This is a genomic window from Salinibacterium sp. CAN_S4, assembly GCF_015752305.1.
GTDB lineage: Bacteria > Actinomycetota > Actinomycetes > Actinomycetales > Microbacteriaceae > Rhodoglobus.
In genome coordinates this window covers 1,017,308-1,034,014 of sequence record NZ_JADOVB010000001.1, presented here as the reverse complement: position 1 = coordinate 1,034,014, position 16,707 = coordinate 1,017,308, and the positions used below count along the sequence as shown (strand labels likewise).

The window sequence follows — 16,707 nt, the reverse complement described above, 5'->3', positions numbered from 1 at the left end:
GACATGGCTGATGATGCGCGCGAGATCCTGACCTGGAACGACTTCGGAACCGCGTCCCGGGCGCTCGCCACGCAGGTTGTGCGCAGCGGATTCGAGACAGACATCGTCGTCGCGATCGCTCGGGGCGGGCTGTTGCTGGCCGGCAGCATCGCGTATGCCCTCGGAGCCAAGAGTTGCGGCGCCGTCAACGCGGAGTTCTACACGGGCGTCGGAACCCGGCTGGAGGCACCCGTGATGATGCCGCCACTGCTGGACGAGGCATCCATCGTCGGCAAGAAGGTGCTGCTGGTGGATGACGTCTCGGACTCGGGCCGCACTCTCGCCATGGTCGTGCAACTGCTCGAGCTGGGCGGCGCCGAGGTGCGCACGGTGTGCCTGTATTCGAAGCCGGGCACCGTGCTCGAGCCCACCTACTACTGGAAATCGACGGATCGGTGGATCGACTTCCCCTGGTCGGCACGTCCCCCGGTCACCCCGGAGGAAGCGGCCGCCTGATGCCGGGGCCGCTCGCCGGACTGATCGACCCCGGCTGGTCTGCCGCCCTCGAACCGGTGGGCCCCCAGATCGCCGCCATGGGTGACTTCCAAAGGGGTGAGACCGCCGCGGGCCGCACGTACCTGCCCGCCGGGAACAGGGTGTTCCGCGCGTTCGCCGCGCCGCTTTCCGGGGTGAGGGTGCTCATCGTGGGGCAGGATCCCTATCCCACCCCTGGCCACGCCGTCGGGCTGTCATTCTCGGTGGACCGCGACGTGCGTCCCGTTCCGCGGAGCCTGCAGAACATCTACCGGGAACTGCACGATGACCTCGGTATCGAGGCTCCGACGCACGGTGACCTCACGTCGTGGTCCGAAAACGGTGTGATGTTGCTCAACCGGGTGCTGACCGTGGAGGCAGGGGCGTCTGGATCTCACCGCCGCAAGGGCTGGGAGGCGGTGACGGATGCCGCGATCCGCGCGCTCGTCGACCGGGGTGGCCCGCTCGTCGCGATCCTGTGGGGGAAGGATGCCGCGAGCCTCGGCCCGCTGCTCGGAAGCACCCCCACCGTCGTGAGTGCGCATCCGAGTCCGCTCTCCGCTCGCAATGGCTTCTTCGGCTCCAGGCCCTTCAGCCGCGCGAATGCTCTGCTGCAGGAGCAGGGCGCGGGCCCCGTCGACTGGTCATTGCGGTAATGAACTGGTTGCGATGACTAGGCTCAATTCATGCTCGAAGAGGAATACCAGCCGCGTCGCCAGCTGCCCCCTCATCTTCGGCCCGCGCCGGTTCCCGAGGCACCGTTCTCGTTCGAACTGCGCACGGCAGAGCTCGGGGACCTGCCGAGCATCCGCGAGATCTATAACCACTACGTGCTGAACTCGTCGATCACCTTCGATGCTGCGCCGTGGACCTTCCCGGTGATCCGCAAGAAGTTCGACGACGTGACGCAGCGCGGCTTCCCGTTCATCGTCGCGGTCAGCCCGAGTGGGCAACTGCTCGGATTCGCCTACGTCTACCCCTGGAAGGCGAAGGCCGCATACCGCGTGAGCGTCGAGAATCACATCTACCTGGGTCCGGCATCCACGGGCAAAGGGCTCGGCAAGGCGATGATGGTCGAGCTCATCAGCCGGTCCCGTGCGGCGGGGGTCCGCGAGATCATCGCGGTCATCGCCGATAAGAACGCCGATGCGTCGATCCGGATGCACGAGAAGCTCGGCTTCAAGGATGTGGGTCACATGGGCGGGGTCGGCTTCAAGTTCGACCGCTGGCTCGGCACCGTGACGATGAGGCTGGCGCTGCGGAAATAGTCGCTAGTGCTTTCCGCCCGACTCCAGGAGCTGGACACCGACCCCCGCCCAGACCGCCCGCTCGCGCCGGTTATCAGGTGCGGGGCGTCGCCCTGCGCAGGATGAAGAAGCCAGTGATGCCGGCAGCCGCGGTGACCACCAGGCTCCAGGCGAAGGAGCCGAGCCAGCCGGCTCCGGCAAAGAAGTCGCCGACGACCGCCCAGCCCGAGGTGAAGGTCAGCACAGCGAACGCGACGATGACGATCAGGCCGAGGATGACGAAGAAGGCAGTCAGTCCCATCGCCTTCCAGCGCACCCAGATCGTGGCGATAGCCGCTCCGACGAACAGGAAGAACAAGAACGCGGTGAAGAAGACGAAGAGGCGCTCGGGCCATCCTCCGTCGCCGAAGTAGACCGCGGTGAACATCCGACCGCCGAGCCCCCATCCGCCTGTCGCCTCTTCGATCACCGAGAGGACCGTCATCCCGGCGCTGTACATCGCGGCGAGAACCACGAAGGTCAGAGCGGAGCCGAGGTAGTAGTCGCGACGAGTCACGCCGTAGCCCAGCGCGAAGGGAAACGTCACGCTGATGGCCTGCACTGCGACGACCGTCATGTAGAAGAAGATGAACATGCTCGCGCCGCTGTATTGCAGCCCGTCGGCAACGTCCGAACGATCCGCCGAGGAGTCGAGGTTGGTGAGGATCAGCCACCACAGGGCCACGTTGGCGGCGAAAATGACACCGAGGATCATCCACGGCAGGATGATCGTCGTCCACGGGTTGGCGAAGTGCAGCCTCATCACATTCACGACGCGCTGAAGGGCGGTCGCGGGGGCGTGGGCGGTGGTGGTGGTGCTCATGCGAACTCCCTGTCGGTGGTGTTGGTCGTATGGATGATCAGCTGCTGCAGGGAGACGGGTGCCAGCTCGAGGCCGGAGGCCGCGGCATCCACTCGCTCCTGTGCGGAGAGACCCGTGACGGTCACCGAGGCGAGACCGCCGATACCGTCGCGGTGCAGCACCGTGCGAGAGCCGACGAACGAGTCGACGGCGGCCCGGGTGCCGACCACCGTCGTGGCGCTGCCGCGGAGTGTCTCGGCCTCCTCGTCGATGATGATGCGACCGTCATCGATCACGAGCACGTGCTCGAGAAGATTCGCGACCTCGTCGATGAGATGGGTCGAGAGCACGATCGTGCGAGGGTGCTCGGAATAGTCTTCGAGCAGTCGGTCATAGAAGATCTGCCTGGCGACGGCATCGAGGCCGAGGTAAGGCTCGTCGAAGAACGTGAGGGGCGCGCGCGAGGCGAGCCCGACTATCACGCCGATCGACGAGAGCTGGCCGCGGGAGAGTTTCTTGATTTTGCGGTCCAGGGGGAGCCGGAAGTCATCGACCAGCCGCTCTGCGAGGTCTGAATCCCAGTTCCTGAAGAACCACGGTGCGCTCTTCATGACATGCCTGGCGCGGAAATCGTCGGGGTAGCGCTGGCTCTCCTTGATGAACGAGATGTTGTGAAGCACCGACGCGTTCTCCACGGGGGACATGCCAAACACCCTGAGGTCGCCGTGGGTCGCAAAGTCCTGTCCGGTGAGAAGCTGCATGAGGGTGGTCTTTCCGGCGCCGTTGCGACCGAGAAGGCCGCAGATCCTGTTCTCTTCGATGGAGAACGAGATGTCGTTGACGGCGGCGAGGCTGCCGAAGCGCTTGGTGAGGCCCGATACCTCGACGATGGCGGTCATTCTGTGCCTTCCTGGGTGAGCATCGCGGTGAGTTGTGTCGTGGTGATGCCGAGCTTGCCTGCCTCGGCGATGAGTGGACGGATGAACTCCGCGGAGAAGCTGAGTCGACGTTTTTCCACGAGCCTGTGCTGGGCTCCGGTTGCGACGAACATCCCGATTCCTCGTTTCTTGTACAGGGCGCCCTCGTCGACCAGCACATTCACGCCTTTGAGAGCGGTGGCGGGATTGATGCGATAGAAGACGGCGATCTCGTTGATGGATGGTGCCTGGCTTTCCTCGGCCATGACCCCGGTGATGATGTCGTTCTCGATCTGCTCGGCGATCTGCGTGAAGATCGGTCTCGATTCGTCCAACGAAACCCCCTTCGGTTGTGTGGTTAGTTGGTGTAGTAACTAACCAACCAGCTAACGCGAGCTCTGTCAAGACGTAGGCTCGAAAAGTGTTCGAACTCCATCACCTCACCGCCCAGGAACAACTCGACTGGCTCCGCCGCGGCGATGTCACGCCCACCGAGCTCTCCACTCACTACCTCGAGCGCATAGAGCGACTCGACGCTGGTCTCGGCGCTTTTACGACTGTGACGCCGGATGCCGCACTCGAGCGAGCGCGCCACGTAGAGCAGCACGTGCCGAAGTCGGCCGCGCTCTGGGGGCTGCCGCTCGCGGACAAGGATTTGTGGCAGCGTGCGGGGGTGCGCACGACGTTCGGCTCGAGGCTCATGGAGAACTTCGTCCCGGCGGAATCCGACGACATCGTGGCTGCGCTGGACGAAGCGGGAGGAGTCAGTCTCGGCAAGTCGAGTGCCCCCGAGTTCGGCCTGTCGGCATATACCGAATCCCTGGTCGGGTCGCCCGCGCGCACCCCGTGGGACACAGCGTTCGGCGCCGGCGGCAGCAGCGGGGGAGCGGCCGTGGCCGTCGCCGCCGGGCTGCTTCCCGTCGCCCAGGGTTCTGATGGGGGCGGCTCCATCCGTATCCCGGCTGCGGCCACCGGCCTCGTCGGGCTCAAGCCGTCACGCGGCCGGGTGCCCACCGGATCCGGATTCCTCTCGCTCGGCGGGCTCGTGGCAGCCGGCCCTCTCGCCCGCACTGTCGCGGATGCCGCCCTGCTGCTCGATGCCGTCTCCGGGCCATCGCCGTGGTCGGTGGGCCCGCCATCGTGGGACGGTGGGGCTCTGCTGAACGCCGCCGTGCGCGGCGAGGGCCGCTTCCAGCTCGGCGTGACGACCACCTCGCCGTGGGACGACTCCTACGACATCACCGTCTCGCCGGAGGCCTCGGCCGCGCTCGAACGCGCGGTAACGGAATTGGATGCGCTCGGTCACGGATTAGAGCCGCTCAGGCTCGAGAGCAGCCCGGAGTATGCTCCGGCATTCCGCACGATCTGGCAGGCAGGAGCGGCGGACATCCCGGCGGAGGGCGAACAGCTCGAGCTCCTCGAGCCGCTCACGCGCTGGCTGGTCGCCCGAGGTCGGGAGTTGGATGCCCGTGGCCTGGCGACAGCGTTGCAGCAGCTCGCGCTGTTCGAGCGCAGCGTCATCCGGCAATTCGCGTCGTTCGATGCGATTCTCACGCCGTCCCTCGCCCTGACCCCGAGGCCTGTCGGCTGGTACAGCCAGGACGATCCGGAGCTGAATTTCGCCCAGCAGGTGCAGTACACACCGTGGACGAGTTTCGTGAACGTCAGCGGGTTGCCGGCGATCACGCTTCCGCTGTCGATGACGGATGCCGGTCTCCCCATGGGCGTGCAGCTCATCGGACGCCCGGGTCGCGAAGACGTGCTGCTCGCGATCGGCGCACAGCTGGAGCGGCGCATCGCCTGGCAGAAACGACACCCGCCGCAGTGGTGACCGAGGGCTCCGCTGTGAATCGCCTTAGGGTGCCCAACGTTAGGTAAGGCATGCCTATACTGAAGGGACATGTTCACCTCAGAGACCTTCGCTGCCGGCATCGCCTGGAACCCGTGCGACGCCGACAGGCTGCTGCTCGCGGGGGACGAGAACGCGCTCGAGACGATCAGGCTGATCCTCGCGACCCTGCCGGCAAAATCGCGCGGACAGGTGTTCATCGAGGTGCAGTCCGAGAGCGACATCGAGTCGATCGATGCGCCGGGCAGGTTCGCCGTCTGCTGGCTGGTGCGCGACCGCGGCCAGGCCATGCGCCGCTCGGTCGACGCGTGGCTCACCGAGATGCTGCCGGTGAGCGCGTTCGGCGAGAGCACCGTCTACGCGTGGATCGCGGCCGACGGCCAGGCCCGGCTGCTCAGCTCGAACTGACAGCGGTTCTTTCTACGGCTTGAGCCCGACGAGCAGTGCGCTCGCCGTCCACAGCGCTTCGGCAATGCCGGGCGTATGAACGCTCTTGTGGGTCTTGCCGTCGGGCTTCAGTCCATCGAAGTAGGTGCCGTTTGCGGCATCCACAGTCTCGACCGTCGCGAGGTGCACGAGGGGTGTCGCGCCTTGTTCTGCCGAGATCCCCATGGTGCCGCCGGAGACGAACCGGCCGAATTTCATCAACCCGGAATCGGCACCGAAACCGGTCGCCACGAATCCGGGATGGAAGCTGTAGGCATCCAGCCTCCGGGCGGCGAGGGACTGCGTGAACAGGATGGTGGCGATCTTCGAGGTGCCGTAGGCCTGCCAGCCGCCCAGCCACGCGCGCTTCTTCCACTGCAGGTCGTCGATCCGGAGGTTGCCGAAGGTATTGGCGAGGCTCGCCGTGCCGATCACGCGCGCGTTGCTCGCCACGAGCTTCGGCATCAAGAGGTTGGTCAGCAGGAACGGGGCGAGGTGATTGTGCTGGATGGTGCGCTCGAAGCCGTCGGCGGACAGCCCACGCTTGTTGATCAGCCCTCCGGCATTGTTGGCGAGCACATCGATGCGTTCGTAGCGCTCGAGCAACCTCTGCGCCAGCGCACGCACGTCACTCAACCGATCGAAGTCCGCAAGGAACGGGGTGCCCCCGATGTCGGCAGCAACCTTGCGGGTGCGCTCGGGGTTTCGGCCCACGACGGCAACTTCCCAGCCCTCGGCAGCAAGCCGGCCGGCCGCGTTGGCCCCGATTCCCGAGCTCGCCCCGGTGATCACCACAGTCTTCGTCATCGGCCGTAGCCCCCCTTTGCCAGCCCCGCTTCGATCTCGAAACGGTTGTGCCTCGCATCCTGCCCCGCGTCGATGTAGAGCGGGATGAATGCGAGACCGTATTTCTTCCACTGGGCGGCGTGCACGGCCTCATGTTCCAGCACCGATGGGCTCGTGTTGTCTGTCGTCAGATACACGGCGCCGATCGTCGTCCCCCCTCGACCGTACGCCCATTTCGGCAGACCGGATGCCACCACCAGCGGCCCCGCGCGTCGCAGCCTGAATCGCCCCAGTGCAGCCCCCCAGACCCATCCGCTTGCCGTGGCGAACCAGTAGCCCGGCCGTGCGATCGCGGGATGCAGCACCACGACGCGCAGCCAGCGCAGCCGCCTGGCACGACTGACGATGCCTCCGGCGGTCCGGACTGGGCGATCAGCGGTGGGGGATCCCTCGGTCGGCATGGTTCGCAGAATACAGTGGCGACATGGTCGCAGGCATCCAACGCGTGGCGATGATCTCCATGCATACCTCCCCGGTCGCCCAGGCGGGCACGGGGGACGCCGGCGGGCTGAACATCGCGGTGCTGGGAATCGCGGCGGAGCTGGCGATCAGGGATGTCGAAGTCGATCTGCTGACCCGCGCTGTCGGTGCACCGGGATCGAGCAGGTTGTTGCCGGGCGTCACCCTCCACGAACTCGAGGCCGGACCGCAGGGGCCGCTGCCCAAGGAACGGCTGCCGCAGGTGGCCGACGAGTTCGGTGAGGCCGTGGCGCGGCTCGCGCGTGCGCGCGACGGCGGGTGGGACCTGATGCACGCGCACTACTGGCTGAGTGGGATCGCGGTGCTGCCCGTGTCGCTGGAGCTTCAACTGCCGCTGGTGCAGAGCTTCCACACCATCGGGGCGATGAAGAATGCGATGGCGGCGTCGGATGCTGCCCCAGAGCCGGAGCAGCGGCTCCGCAGCGAGAGGTTCATCGCCAACCAGGCCGACGCGATCATCGCGGCATCGTCGGCAGAAGCGACGGCGCTCATCGACCTCGCGGGAGCCCCTGCTGACCGTACCTGGATCGTTCCCCCCGGGGTCGACCTCGGCCTGTTCAGCCCGCGGACGGAATCCAGTTGCGAAGCCATCCGGCTGGCCCTGGGCCTCGACCCGGATAAGCCGATCGTGGTGATCGCCGGGCGTGTGCAGCCCCTGAAGGGTCATGAACTGGCCATCCGCGCCCTCTCCGAGTTACGGGCGATGCGCGGCTGGACGCCACTTCTCGTCGTCGCGGGCGAGGTCACCCCCGGTGACGATACTTTCCTGGATGAACTCGTGCAGCTCGCGATGGAGCTCGGCGTGGCATCCGATGTCAGGTTCGTCGGGGCCCTGCACCGCGACGCGCTCGCCGATCTGCTTTCGGCCGCGGCCGTCACGATCATGCCGTCGTTCTCTGAGACGTTCGGACTCGTGGCGCTCGAGTCTGCTGCGGCGGGAACACCCGTCATCGCCTTCCGCACGGGAGGGCTCACTGAAGCGGTCAGCGAGGGTGTCTCCGGGCTGCTGCTCGGCACGCGCGAGCCGCGCTACTGGGCGTCGGAGATCGCCATCATGATCGAGGATCACGACCGACGCGCGGCGATGTCGCTGACGGCGCGGGCCCACGCGGAGCGGTTCACGTGGGGGACGGCCGCGGCCAGCCTCCTCGGGATCTACTCTGATGTGGCGCGCTGACGTGGTGCGCTGACGTGGTGCGCTGACGGTCAGCTTCCCGGGCGACCGTAGGTCTCGAGAAGGCGCAGCCAGATCTCGTTCATCGTGGGGTAGGCCGGCACCGCGTGCCACAGCCTGTCGATCGGCACTTCTCCGACGATGGCGATGGTGGCGGCCTGGATCAGTTCGCTGACGTCCTGGCCGACGAAGGTGACGCCCAGGATCACCCTGCGCTTCTCGTCGACGACCATGCGTGCCTTGCCCTTGTAGCCGTCAGCCTGCAGGCTTGCGCCGGCAACATAGCCGAGGTTGTAATCGATCACACGGGTCCGGTAGCCGGCCTTCTCGGCGGCCTGCGAGGTGAGCCCGACCGAGGCGACCTCGGGCTCGCTGAAGGTGACCTGCGGCACGACCTCGTGGTCGGCCGTCGCTACGTGCGCTCCCCAGCGGGCATCGTCCACGGGGTTTCCGAGGGCCCGCGCGACGATCACATCGCCGACGGCGCGCGCCTGGTACTTGCCCTGGTGGGTCAGGAGGGCCCGGTGGTTGACGTCGCCGGCGGCGTAGAGCCAGTCGCTTCCGATGACCTTCAGGGTGTCATCCACCTCGATCCAGTCGCCGGGTGTGAGGCCGACGACCTCCAGTCCGATGTCGGATGACCGCGGAGCCCGGCCCGTCGCTACGAGCAGTTTCTCGACGAGCAGCACCTCGCCGTCAACCGTGATCGCGAAGCCCTCCGTGGTCGACTCCACCCTCGTGGGGGAGGCCCTGCGGATATCGACACCGAGCTCCCGCAGGCTCGCCGAGACCATGTCGCCCGCGAAGTCCTCCTGGCCCTGCAGCAGGCCGCTACGCGCGAGGATCGTCACCTCGGTGCCGAAGCTCGCGTAGGCGGTCGCCATCTCGACGGCGACGACTCCGCCGCCGATGATGCCGAGGCTCGCCGGTGCTGACTGGGCGCTCGTCGCGTCGCGCGGGGTCCACGGTTGCGTATCCTTCAGGCCGTCGATCCCGGGAAGCAGCGGGTCTGAGCCCGTGCACACCACGACGGCATGCTTGGCGGTGAGCACGGTCGTGGAGTCGTCGCTCGAGGTGACGGTGACCTCTTTCGTGCCGCTCAGCCGCCCGTGGCCGCGCACGAGCGCAATGCCGGCGCCATCGAGCCAGTCCACCTGGCTCTGGTCGTCCCAGTCGTGGGTGAAACTGTTGCGACGGGCCAGCACCGCCGCGACATCCAGCTCGCCGGTGATGGCCTCGGCCGCCCCGCCCAGTCGCTTGGCTGCCCTGAGGGCCATGCCGCTGCGGATGAGCGCCTTGGACGGCATGCATGCCCAGTATGAGCAGTCTCCGCCAACGAGTTCGCTTTCCACGACGACAGCGGTCAGCCCGCCCTGCACGATCCTGTCGGCGACGTTCTCGGCCACCGCCCCTGCTCCGATGACTATGACGTCGACATGGGTGTCTGATGCGGTGGTCACGATCGGCTCCTCGGTTCGATGGGGTACTCCACCATTCTGCGCGAATCTGCTGGAGTTGGTGGCTACCTGCCGACGAAGTTCGCGGGGGTGCGGGACAGGAACGATTCCATGCCGATGCGGGCATCCTCCGACTGCACGAGTCGCACGAGCTCGGGCTGGAGGGCGGCCTCTGCCGCGGCATCCCCGTATCGCACGGCCTGCCGGGCGTTCGCCAGTGCCGCCTGGACGGCGAGAGGTGCCTGCGCGGCAATGCGGTGCGCGAGTTCGAGCCCCCTGGCATACTGCTCACCGTGCGGCACGACCTCCTGCACGAGACCGATGCGGTGAGCTTCGGCGACGGGGAAGGTGTCAGCCGTGAGCATCCATCGCATGGCGTTGCCCCAGCCGACCGCGCGAGGCAGCCTGATGGTGGCGCCGCCGAAGGGCAGGATGCCACGGGCGACCTCGATCTGGCCGAATACCGTGCTGTCGGCCGCGACCACGACGTCGCTCGCGAGCATCAGCTCGATGCCGAAAGTCAGGCAGGTGCCCTGCACGGCGATGACGACGGGCTTGGAGATCTGCTCGCCGGAGACCTGCCACGGGTTGACGCCGCCCTCGGGTACAGTGTCGAGCCCGTCCGGGCCGATGCGCGGGGAGACATCAGCGAGATCGAGACCTCCGGTGAAGTGGTCGCCATGGGCAAAAACGAACCCAGCGCGCAGCTCGGGATCGCGATCGAGCATTCCGTAGGCGAGCGCGAGTTCCTGGAGCATGTGCACGTCGGCGGCATTGCGCTTCTCGGGGCGGTTCAGGCCGATAAGCAGGGTGTGGCCATCCCGCTCGACCGTGACTCTGGGGGCGGAGGACTCGGCGGAAGGGGCTGTTTCGACATCATGGGCGGTCATACCACCACCATACGGGCCGGTCTGCTGCCGGCGTCGGGAGGGCAGGTCAGGCGCGAGCGGCGGAACTGAGCGCGCCGATGATCCTCAGGATCGTCGGCATGTCATCTGCCGCGGCGGCCACAGAGGCAGGAGCGAATTCGGTGACCCCTGCACCGACGAGTGGAAAGCGGGCGAGCAGTCCTTTGAGGATCTCGACCAGAGCGGTCGCGGTCACCCCGAACGGCTCTGGGTAACCGAGGCCGGTGAAGTCGGCCGAATCGATGACGTCGAGATCGATGTGGATGTAGACGGATGTCGCGCCGGTGGCCTCCACGGCGGCAACGAGCGTCTCGGTGTCGAGGTCGCCCGACTCGATGCAGCGGATGCTCTGTTCCGCGATGTACGAGTCTTCGGCGGGATCGAACGACCGTGCTCCCGCGAGGATGACCCGGCGCGGATCGACTGCGTCGGCCGGCACCAGTTGGTCCACGCCATCGCCGAGGAGAGTGCGCAGCACCATGCCGGTGAAAGCTCCGGACGGGCTCGACTCCGGTGTGTTGAGGTCGGGATGCGCGTCGAACCAGACGACCGCGACATCCGGGGACTCCATGGCATGGCTGATCGCGGCGAGCTCGACTCCGCAATCGCCTCCGATCACGATCGGAGTGCCCGTCGCTTCACGCAGCGCCTGGGCGAGCCGGTCGCGTACGAGCATGATCGAACTGAGCCGGTGAACACCCGTGCCCTGGGTGTCACCGGCCTCGAGAGGAATGTCGACCGCCACGGTCGACGACGATGGCAGGTCTCCCCGGATCGCCTCCGCTCCATCGACGAGGCGCATGGCGCGGGACGATCCGGAACCCTGCCACTGGGGCACGACGACGAAGGTGGCAGGCATGGGAGAACTTTAGCGCGTCGCCTTCGCGAGGTTCTCTTTCAGTTCGGCCTTTGTCTGGCGCTGTCCATATGCCGGACGGTCCCGCTCGACGCGCCATCTCTCCTCGAGCGAGCCGACGTCGACGGTGTCGAAACCGAACGCGTCATAGAGCTCGGTCACCGTGGCCTTCGCGGCGTCGTCGTCCCCGGCGATGGCCAGCGCCCGACGGTCGGGGTCGTCGGCGGGGGAGCCATCCGTGGTGATGTCGTCGGACGTGATGTGGTTGAACCCCTTCACGACGTAGCTCTGCGGGAGGTGCTCCTGAAGCAGGCCGGAGACTGTCGCCTCGCTGTTGTCGAGTGATGCGATGTGGCCATCGCGTTCGAAGTAGTAGTTGTTCGTGTCGATCACGATCTTCCCGGCGAGCTCGTCGACCGGGACGTCCCTGTAGTTCTTCAGCGGCACGGTGACCACGGCGATGTCTGCGGCCTCAGCGGCCTGCACGGCGGTGGCGGCACGAGCCTGCGGCCCGAGCTCCTGGATGAGGTCTGCGAGAGTCTCGGGCCCGCGCGAGTTGCTGAGAACCACGTCGTATCCGCTCTCGATCGCCTTGCGGGCGACCTGGCTGCCGATGTTGCCCGCTCCGATGAATCCGATAGTTGTCATGCGGGTTGAAAGGCCCGGAGCCTCCCGGGCATTCCCGGAGTCGAGGGCATTCTGAAAATCGATGGGGCGGCCGACCGAAGTCGACCGCCCTGTTCTTGTCGGGTTACTGCGTGATCGCCTGAGGCGCGGCGCCGCCGGCCTTGAGTGCGGCCAAACGGGCATCCACTTCGGCCTGCTCGCTGAGGTCTTCGAGGCCTTCGAACTGGGCATCGAGGCTGGATGCCGCGAGCTCCTGCTGCCCGGCGACCTTCGCCTCTTCGCGGCGGATCTTGTCTTCGAATCGACCCAGTTCGCTTGTGGGATCCATGAGGTCGATCGACTTGATCGCGTCGAGCACCTGGCCCTGCGCATCGGCCGTCTTCGACCGGGCGACGAGCTCATCACGCTTCGCGATGAGCTGCGACAGCTTGACGTGCATGCCGTCGAGGCCCTTCTTCAGGGCGTCGACTGTCGTGGTCTGTGAGGCGATGGTCGGCTCTGCCTGCTTCGCCTCGGTTTCTGAGGAGACCTGGCGCTGCAGGGCGATCCTCGCGAGGTTGTCGAACTTGTCCGCATCACCCGCGTTGCCTGCCGAGCGCAGCTCGTCTGCCTTGTTGCTGGCGGCGAGAGCCTTGCGGCCCCAGTCGGCGGCGGCAGCGACATCCTCGGCATGATCCTGCTCCATGAGGCGCAGGTTGCCGATGGTCTGGGCGACCGCACCCTCGGCTTCGGAGATGCTGTTCGTGAAGTCGCGCACGAGCTGGTCGAGCATCAGCTGCGGGTCTTCGGCCTGGTCGATCAGGTTGTTGACGTTGGCTCGAAGGAGCTGGGAGATGCGACCGAGGATTGTTTGCTTAGCCATTCAGGGTGCCTTTCGTGAGGGTGGAGTGGTCATGCGAAAGCCTGTCTAGAATCTACCGCCGCGGCTGCTGCGGCCACCACTGCTGCGGCCGCTGCTGCGACTCGAGCTGCGCGAACTGCCGCCGAACGATCCGGAGCGGGAACTGCGTGAACTGCCGGACCGGTAACTGCTGCTCGAGCCCCCACCGCCCCAACTGCCGCCTCCTCCGCCGCCGCCGCCGAGCAACCAACCGGTGAGGATGCCGCCGAGGTCGGCGCCGCCCGACCCGCGGTATCCGGAGTCGGCGTACGAACCGCCTCCGGCCTGGGACTGCGACTCGAATGACGAGACGTCGGCCCGTGCATAGTCGAGTGCCGCCGCCGCCAACTGGCTGGCCTGCTGCGCCTCGGCCAGGGCTGCGACGGGGTCCGTCGCCACGAGGGCCGTCGCCTGGGCGAGGTGGCGATCGGCCTCGCTCGCCCGGGTGCGAGCGGCGCTGCCGACGCCACCACGGCGGGTGGTGATGAACTCGTTCGCGCTCAGGGCCTGGGCGCGCGCACTGGCGAGCGTGGCATCCAGCTGGCTGCGCGCCCGGATGACCTGCTGCTGGGTGTCGCGAGCGCCGATGAACACCCCCTCCAGCGCCGCGTTCGCCTTCTCCAGCTCGGCGAGGCTGGCGATCGGGTCTGCCGTGGATGTGGCGGACAGCGCCGACTCGGCCGCGGCGATCTCGGGGGCGATCGCGGCACTCACCGTGTCGGCGGGGAGGGCCTTCGCTGCGGCTACGTCCTGGGTGGTGTCGGCGATGGCGGCGTCCAGGGCCGCCCCGGCCTCGGCCAGATTCACGCCCATGGTGTCGATGGCGGCGACCAGCTGGTTGGCCTGGCCGAGCGATGCCTGCGCCGATCGCACCGCGACCGCTGCCTCTCCGGGGCGTCCGGCGCCGAGCGCCTGCCGCGCCTGCGCCGCCGTGGTGTCGACGAATTCGAGCAGTGTTTCGGCCTGCTCCACGTTGCCGTTGACCGCGACTATGGCCGCCGGGGAGTACCTCTCGCCGAGCGCCGAGAGTGCTGCGCGTGCGGAGTCGACGCTGCCCGCGGTTGCCGAGCGATCCGCAGTGACTGAATCAAGGGCATGCGGGGCATTCTTCTCGAGTTCCCGCAGGGCGTCGAAGGCATCGGCCTGGGCGTCGAGCTCGGCATCGGCGGCCTCACACAACCGGATGATCGTGGTCGTCCATTCGCGCTTCTCGGCATCTGATTCGGGCTCGGAATCGTCGAGCTTCTGTCTGAGGGTGAACGCTTCGGCGACCTTGCCGCGCGCGCTGTCGAGGGCTGTGGTGAACTCGGCCGTCGCCGCGTCGCCGAACTGGGCGACGGCGAATCCGAGCTCCTGTTCGCTGGTCTTGAGTGAATCGTCGAGCTGCACGAGCAGGCTGCCCGCCCGGCTGTCGAGCTCCTTCTGGGTCACTCGGCCGGCGCCGCTGCCGTTGGTCGAGCCGTCGGCTGTCGAGCCGCGCTTGCGGAGGCGGGAGACCACGAACACGCCGACGCCGATGACCGCGATTCCGCCCACGATGGGCAGGGCGGGACTGATGGTCGCGCCGGTGTTGTCGTCCGTATTCTCGTCCACCGGAGCGCCGGGGGAGATCGGGCCGACCACCCCCGTCGCTTCCGCGGCGTAACCGTCCGCAGCCGCGATGGCGGCCTCGGCCCAGTTGTCGTCCCTGAGCTGTGGGATCAGGAACTCGGTCTCCACGGTCGCCAGCTGGCTGTCGTCGAGCACGAAGTCGTCGGCGACAGAGATTTCGAAGTTGCGGTCCTCGGTGGCGACGGCCAGCAGCACATCGCTGGAGCCGAGTCCGTTCTGCACTGCCGTCTCGTTCGCCCAGTCGCCGTCGGATGCACCGGTGAAGCTGTCCACGTAGACGACGAAGAGTTGGATGCGCGCACGCTCGTAGAGCGAGTCGATGGCAGCCTGCACCCTGGACTCGTCGCCCGGGATCGCGCCGACGGTGTCGAGCACGTACGCGCCATTCAGGTCGACCGGGTCTTCGGCATGGGCCGCGGGGCTCGCCAGCACGACGATCCCGACCGCAATCGCCAGAGAGGCACCCCATCGTCGCCACATCGCAGACTCCTCACCGTCGGTCACGCGCGCTGGACTTTCAGCCTAGCGAGACCCCGATCGAGACCGCGCCGTGACCCCCGTCATGGTGACACGGCGACCCGGTTTTCGGCTATAGTCGGGTCCCGAATGGATCGCCGACACAATGGAGTGCCGACGGTCCTTCTTCGTTTCCGTGGCAGGTCAGCCGATGGTGACCTGCGACAGCGGACCGCTCACGAGGTCGATCTCGGGGATGTCGGGTTGCGCCATCGACGCGTCGGCCGTGAAGTCGATAGCGGCCGAGAGGTCGTACACCCCGGCGGGAACGGCCGGCAATCCATCCCGGAATGACGATCCGAGGTCATCCTCGACCTCACATCGCACGGGGGTGAATGACGCCTGGTACTCCATGGATGCCCCTGGCTCGAGGTCCACGATCGCGAGAGACATGATCGTGGGACCGTTGCTGTGCCACAGCACGACGCCGTCCTGCGACAGGGTGATGGCGGGGGTGGCTCCCGTGGACCCGGTAACCCGGGTGCCGCTCGTGTTCGTGAGCCGCACGGTGCCGCTCACCGGATCGGTGCCGGCCGGCGCCTGGGCGGCGAACGCGACATCCAGCTGCAGCCCGTAGAAGCTGGGCGCGACCTCCGTGAGAGTGCCGGTGCAGAGATTGAGGCGATCCGCCGGCGCGCGCTTGAGCGTCGACTCGAACGTTTCGGTCAACGGCGCCTGCTCGGCTGTCGAGCCGCTGTCGGAGGCTTCCTGTGACGTCATCGTCGCCGGCGACGTGAATTGTGAGGTCTGCACGGCAACGGCGACGATCCCGACGACGGCAAGGGTGCTGACGGCGCCGGCTGCGATCTGCAGGGGGCGGCGGCGTCCGCGACTCCTGGAGATGACGCGGTCGGGGTCGATCGAGTTGCGCGGTCCGTCGTTCGCCGCGAACATCTCGCGCAGGTCCTGTTCACTGGGCATGGTGAGCCCCCGTCGTCGTTGTCGGTGATTCGTCCCGAAGCGATCTTTCGGTTTCGCTGGTCAGGGAGATGGCCATCTTCGCCAGCCCGTCGCTCAGGTATCGCTTGACTGCTCCCTGGCTGATGCGCAGTTCGTCGGCGATGGAAGCGACGGTGAGATCGTCGTAGTACCGCAGCACGACGCAGGCCCGTTCGCGAGGAGTGAGTCGCCTGAGTTGGTGCTGGAGGTCGACCGCGGTGTCGGTCGCGGCATCGGTGGCTTCCGCGACCTCCGGTGTGACCTGGAGGTGGGCCGTCCTCCGCCAGAGGCTTCGCCTGCGCCCTCCGTCGAGATAGGTGTTCAGGATGGCACGGCGCACGTACGCCTCGGCGCTCGCGATCGTGAAACCGTTGCGGAGCCGACCGAACGTCTTGACAAGCGCATCCTGCACGAGGTCAGACGCGTCATCCTGGTTGCCGGAGACGAGGTACGCATACCGGGTCAGGGCATCGCCACGCTCGGACACGAGCCTGCTGACGACCCCTTCCCACCCTGAGGCATCCACGGATTGAGCTGCCACATCCCGCCTCTCCGGTAAAGCCACCCCGAGAGGAGCGGTCGACTCGAATGTAGTGGTGGTCACACCTACTAAGACGACC

19 protein-coding genes are annotated in these 16,707 nt (G+C 67.0%); 6 read left to right on the top strand and 13 right to left on the bottom strand.

Annotation, left to right across the window (positions count from 1 at the left end):
- The first annotated feature begins 3 nt into the window (after positions 1-3).
- The 3 genes from IWX81_RS05140 to IWX81_RS05130 are packed head-to-tail and all read left to right on the top strand — an operon-like array spanning position 4 to position 1,781.
- Complete coding sequence (locus IWX81_RS05140; protein ID WP_199280132.1) at positions 4-495, top strand: phosphoribosyltransferase; 492 nt, start codon at positions 4-6, stop codon at positions 493-495.
- Positions 495-1,169, top strand: coding sequence for a uracil-DNA glycosylase (locus IWX81_RS05135; protein ID WP_199280467.1), 675 nt, complete (start codon positions 495-497; stop codon positions 1,167-1,169). The genes IWX81_RS05140 and IWX81_RS05135 overlap by 1 nt, the downstream gene beginning before the upstream one ends.
- A 30-nt stretch (positions 1,170-1,199) precedes the next feature.
- Positions 1,200-1,781 (top strand): GNAT family N-acetyltransferase, encoded by a 582-nt coding sequence (locus IWX81_RS05130; RefSeq protein WP_199280131.1) that lies wholly within the window; start codon positions 1,200-1,202, stop codon positions 1,779-1,781.
- A gap of 73 nt (positions 1,782-1,854) precedes the next feature.
- Here the strand turns inward: IWX81_RS05130 and IWX81_RS05125 are convergent, their stop codons facing one another.
- From IWX81_RS05125 to IWX81_RS05115, 3 genes are read right to left on the bottom strand one after another with little or no spacing between them, the layout of a single operon-like run.
- Positions 1,855-2,622 carry an ABC transporter permease gene (locus IWX81_RS05125; protein WP_199280130.1) on the bottom strand — a complete coding sequence of 256 codons (768 nt, stop codon included), beginning with the start codon at positions 2,620-2,622 and terminating at the stop codon, positions 1,855-1,857.
- Positions 2,619-3,500: an ABC transporter ATP-binding protein gene (locus IWX81_RS05120; RefSeq protein ID WP_199280129.1), complete on the bottom strand. Its 882-nt coding sequence runs from the start codon at positions 3,498-3,500 to the stop codon at positions 2,619-2,621. The genes IWX81_RS05125 and IWX81_RS05120 overlap by 4 nt, the downstream gene beginning before the upstream one ends.
- Positions 3,497-3,853 carry a GntR family transcriptional regulator gene (locus IWX81_RS05115; RefSeq protein WP_199280128.1) on the bottom strand — a complete coding sequence of 119 codons (357 nt, stop codon included), beginning with the start codon at positions 3,851-3,853 and terminating at the stop codon, positions 3,497-3,499. Before IWX81_RS05115 ends, IWX81_RS05120 begins: the two co-directional genes overlap by 4 nt.
- An 86-nt stretch (positions 3,854-3,939) precedes the next feature.
- Between IWX81_RS05115 and IWX81_RS05110 the strand changes: the two genes are divergently transcribed.
- Positions 3,940-5,349 (top strand): amidase, encoded by a 1,410-nt coding sequence (locus tag IWX81_RS05110; protein WP_199280127.1) that lies wholly within the window; start codon positions 3,940-3,942, stop codon positions 5,347-5,349.
- A gap of 69 nt (positions 5,350-5,418) precedes the next feature.
- Positions 5,419-5,775, top strand: coding sequence for a siderophore-interacting protein (locus IWX81_RS05105; RefSeq protein WP_199280126.1), 357 nt, complete (start codon positions 5,419-5,421; stop codon positions 5,773-5,775).
- 12 nt (positions 5,776-5,787) lie between these two features.
- Here IWX81_RS05105 and IWX81_RS05100 read toward each other — a convergent pair whose 3' ends face one another.
- On the bottom strand, positions 5,788-6,600 hold the full coding sequence (locus IWX81_RS05100) for an SDR family NAD(P)-dependent oxidoreductase (RefSeq protein WP_199280125.1): 813 nt from the start codon (positions 6,598-6,600) through the stop codon (positions 5,788-5,790).
- Complete coding sequence (locus tag IWX81_RS05095) at positions 6,597-7,040, bottom strand: hypothetical protein (protein ID WP_334593111.1); 444 nt, start codon at positions 7,038-7,040, stop codon at positions 6,597-6,599. The genes IWX81_RS05100 and IWX81_RS05095 overlap by 4 nt, the downstream gene beginning before the upstream one ends.
- A 23-nt stretch (positions 7,041-7,063) precedes the next feature.
- Here IWX81_RS05095 and IWX81_RS05090 point away from each other — a divergent pair, with 23 nt between their 5' ends.
- Positions 7,064-8,296 carry a glycosyltransferase gene (locus IWX81_RS05090; RefSeq protein ID WP_199280124.1) on the top strand — a complete coding sequence of 411 codons (1,233 nt, stop codon included), beginning with the start codon at positions 7,064-7,066 and terminating at the stop codon, positions 8,294-8,296.
- Between the two features lie 29 nt (positions 8,297-8,325).
- On the opposite strand, the gene IWX81_RS05085 is transcribed toward IWX81_RS05090, so the two are convergent.
- From IWX81_RS05085 to IWX81_RS05050, 8 genes are all read right to left on the bottom strand, one after another.
- The gene (locus tag IWX81_RS05085; RefSeq protein ID WP_199280123.1) at positions 8,326-9,753 is read right to left on the bottom strand and encodes a dihydrolipoyl dehydrogenase family protein; all 1,428 of its coding nucleotides are present in this window, start codon (positions 9,751-9,753) and stop codon (positions 8,326-8,328) included.
- Positions 9,754-9,815: 62 nt separating this feature from the next.
- On the bottom strand, positions 9,816-10,640 hold the full coding sequence (locus tag IWX81_RS05080; protein WP_199280122.1) for a crotonase/enoyl-CoA hydratase family protein: 825 nt from the start codon (positions 10,638-10,640) through the stop codon (positions 9,816-9,818).
- A gap of 46 nt (positions 10,641-10,686) precedes the next feature.
- Complete coding sequence (locus tag IWX81_RS05075; protein ID WP_199280121.1) at positions 10,687-11,517, bottom strand: arginase family protein; 831 nt, start codon at positions 11,515-11,517, stop codon at positions 10,687-10,689.
- 9 nt (positions 11,518-11,526) lie between these two features.
- Positions 11,527-12,324 carry an NADPH-dependent F420 reductase gene (locus IWX81_RS05070; protein WP_199280120.1) on the bottom strand — a complete coding sequence of 266 codons (798 nt, stop codon included), beginning with the start codon at positions 12,322-12,324 and terminating at the stop codon, positions 11,527-11,529.
- The gene (locus tag IWX81_RS05065) at positions 12,266-13,003 is read right to left on the bottom strand and encodes a PspA/IM30 family protein (RefSeq protein ID WP_199280119.1); all 738 of its coding nucleotides are present in this window, start codon (positions 13,001-13,003) and stop codon (positions 12,266-12,268) included. The genes IWX81_RS05070 and IWX81_RS05065 overlap by 59 nt, the downstream gene beginning before the upstream one ends.
- A gap of 45 nt (positions 13,004-13,048) precedes the next feature.
- Positions 13,049-15,136, bottom strand: a complete 2,088-nt coding sequence (locus tag IWX81_RS05060; RefSeq protein ID WP_334593105.1) for a TPM domain-containing protein — start codon at positions 15,134-15,136, stop codon at positions 13,049-13,051.
- 156 nt (positions 15,137-15,292) lie between these two features.
- Entirely contained in the window at positions 15,293-16,069 is a 777-nt protein-coding gene (locus tag IWX81_RS05055) for a hypothetical protein (protein WP_199280118.1), read from the bottom strand.
- Positions 16,059-16,691, bottom strand: a complete 633-nt coding sequence (locus IWX81_RS05050; RefSeq protein WP_334593102.1) for a sigma-70 family RNA polymerase sigma factor — start codon at positions 16,689-16,691, stop codon at positions 16,059-16,061. The genes IWX81_RS05055 and IWX81_RS05050 overlap by 11 nt, the downstream gene beginning before the upstream one ends.
- Between the last annotated feature and the right edge of the window lie 16 nt (positions 16,692-16,707).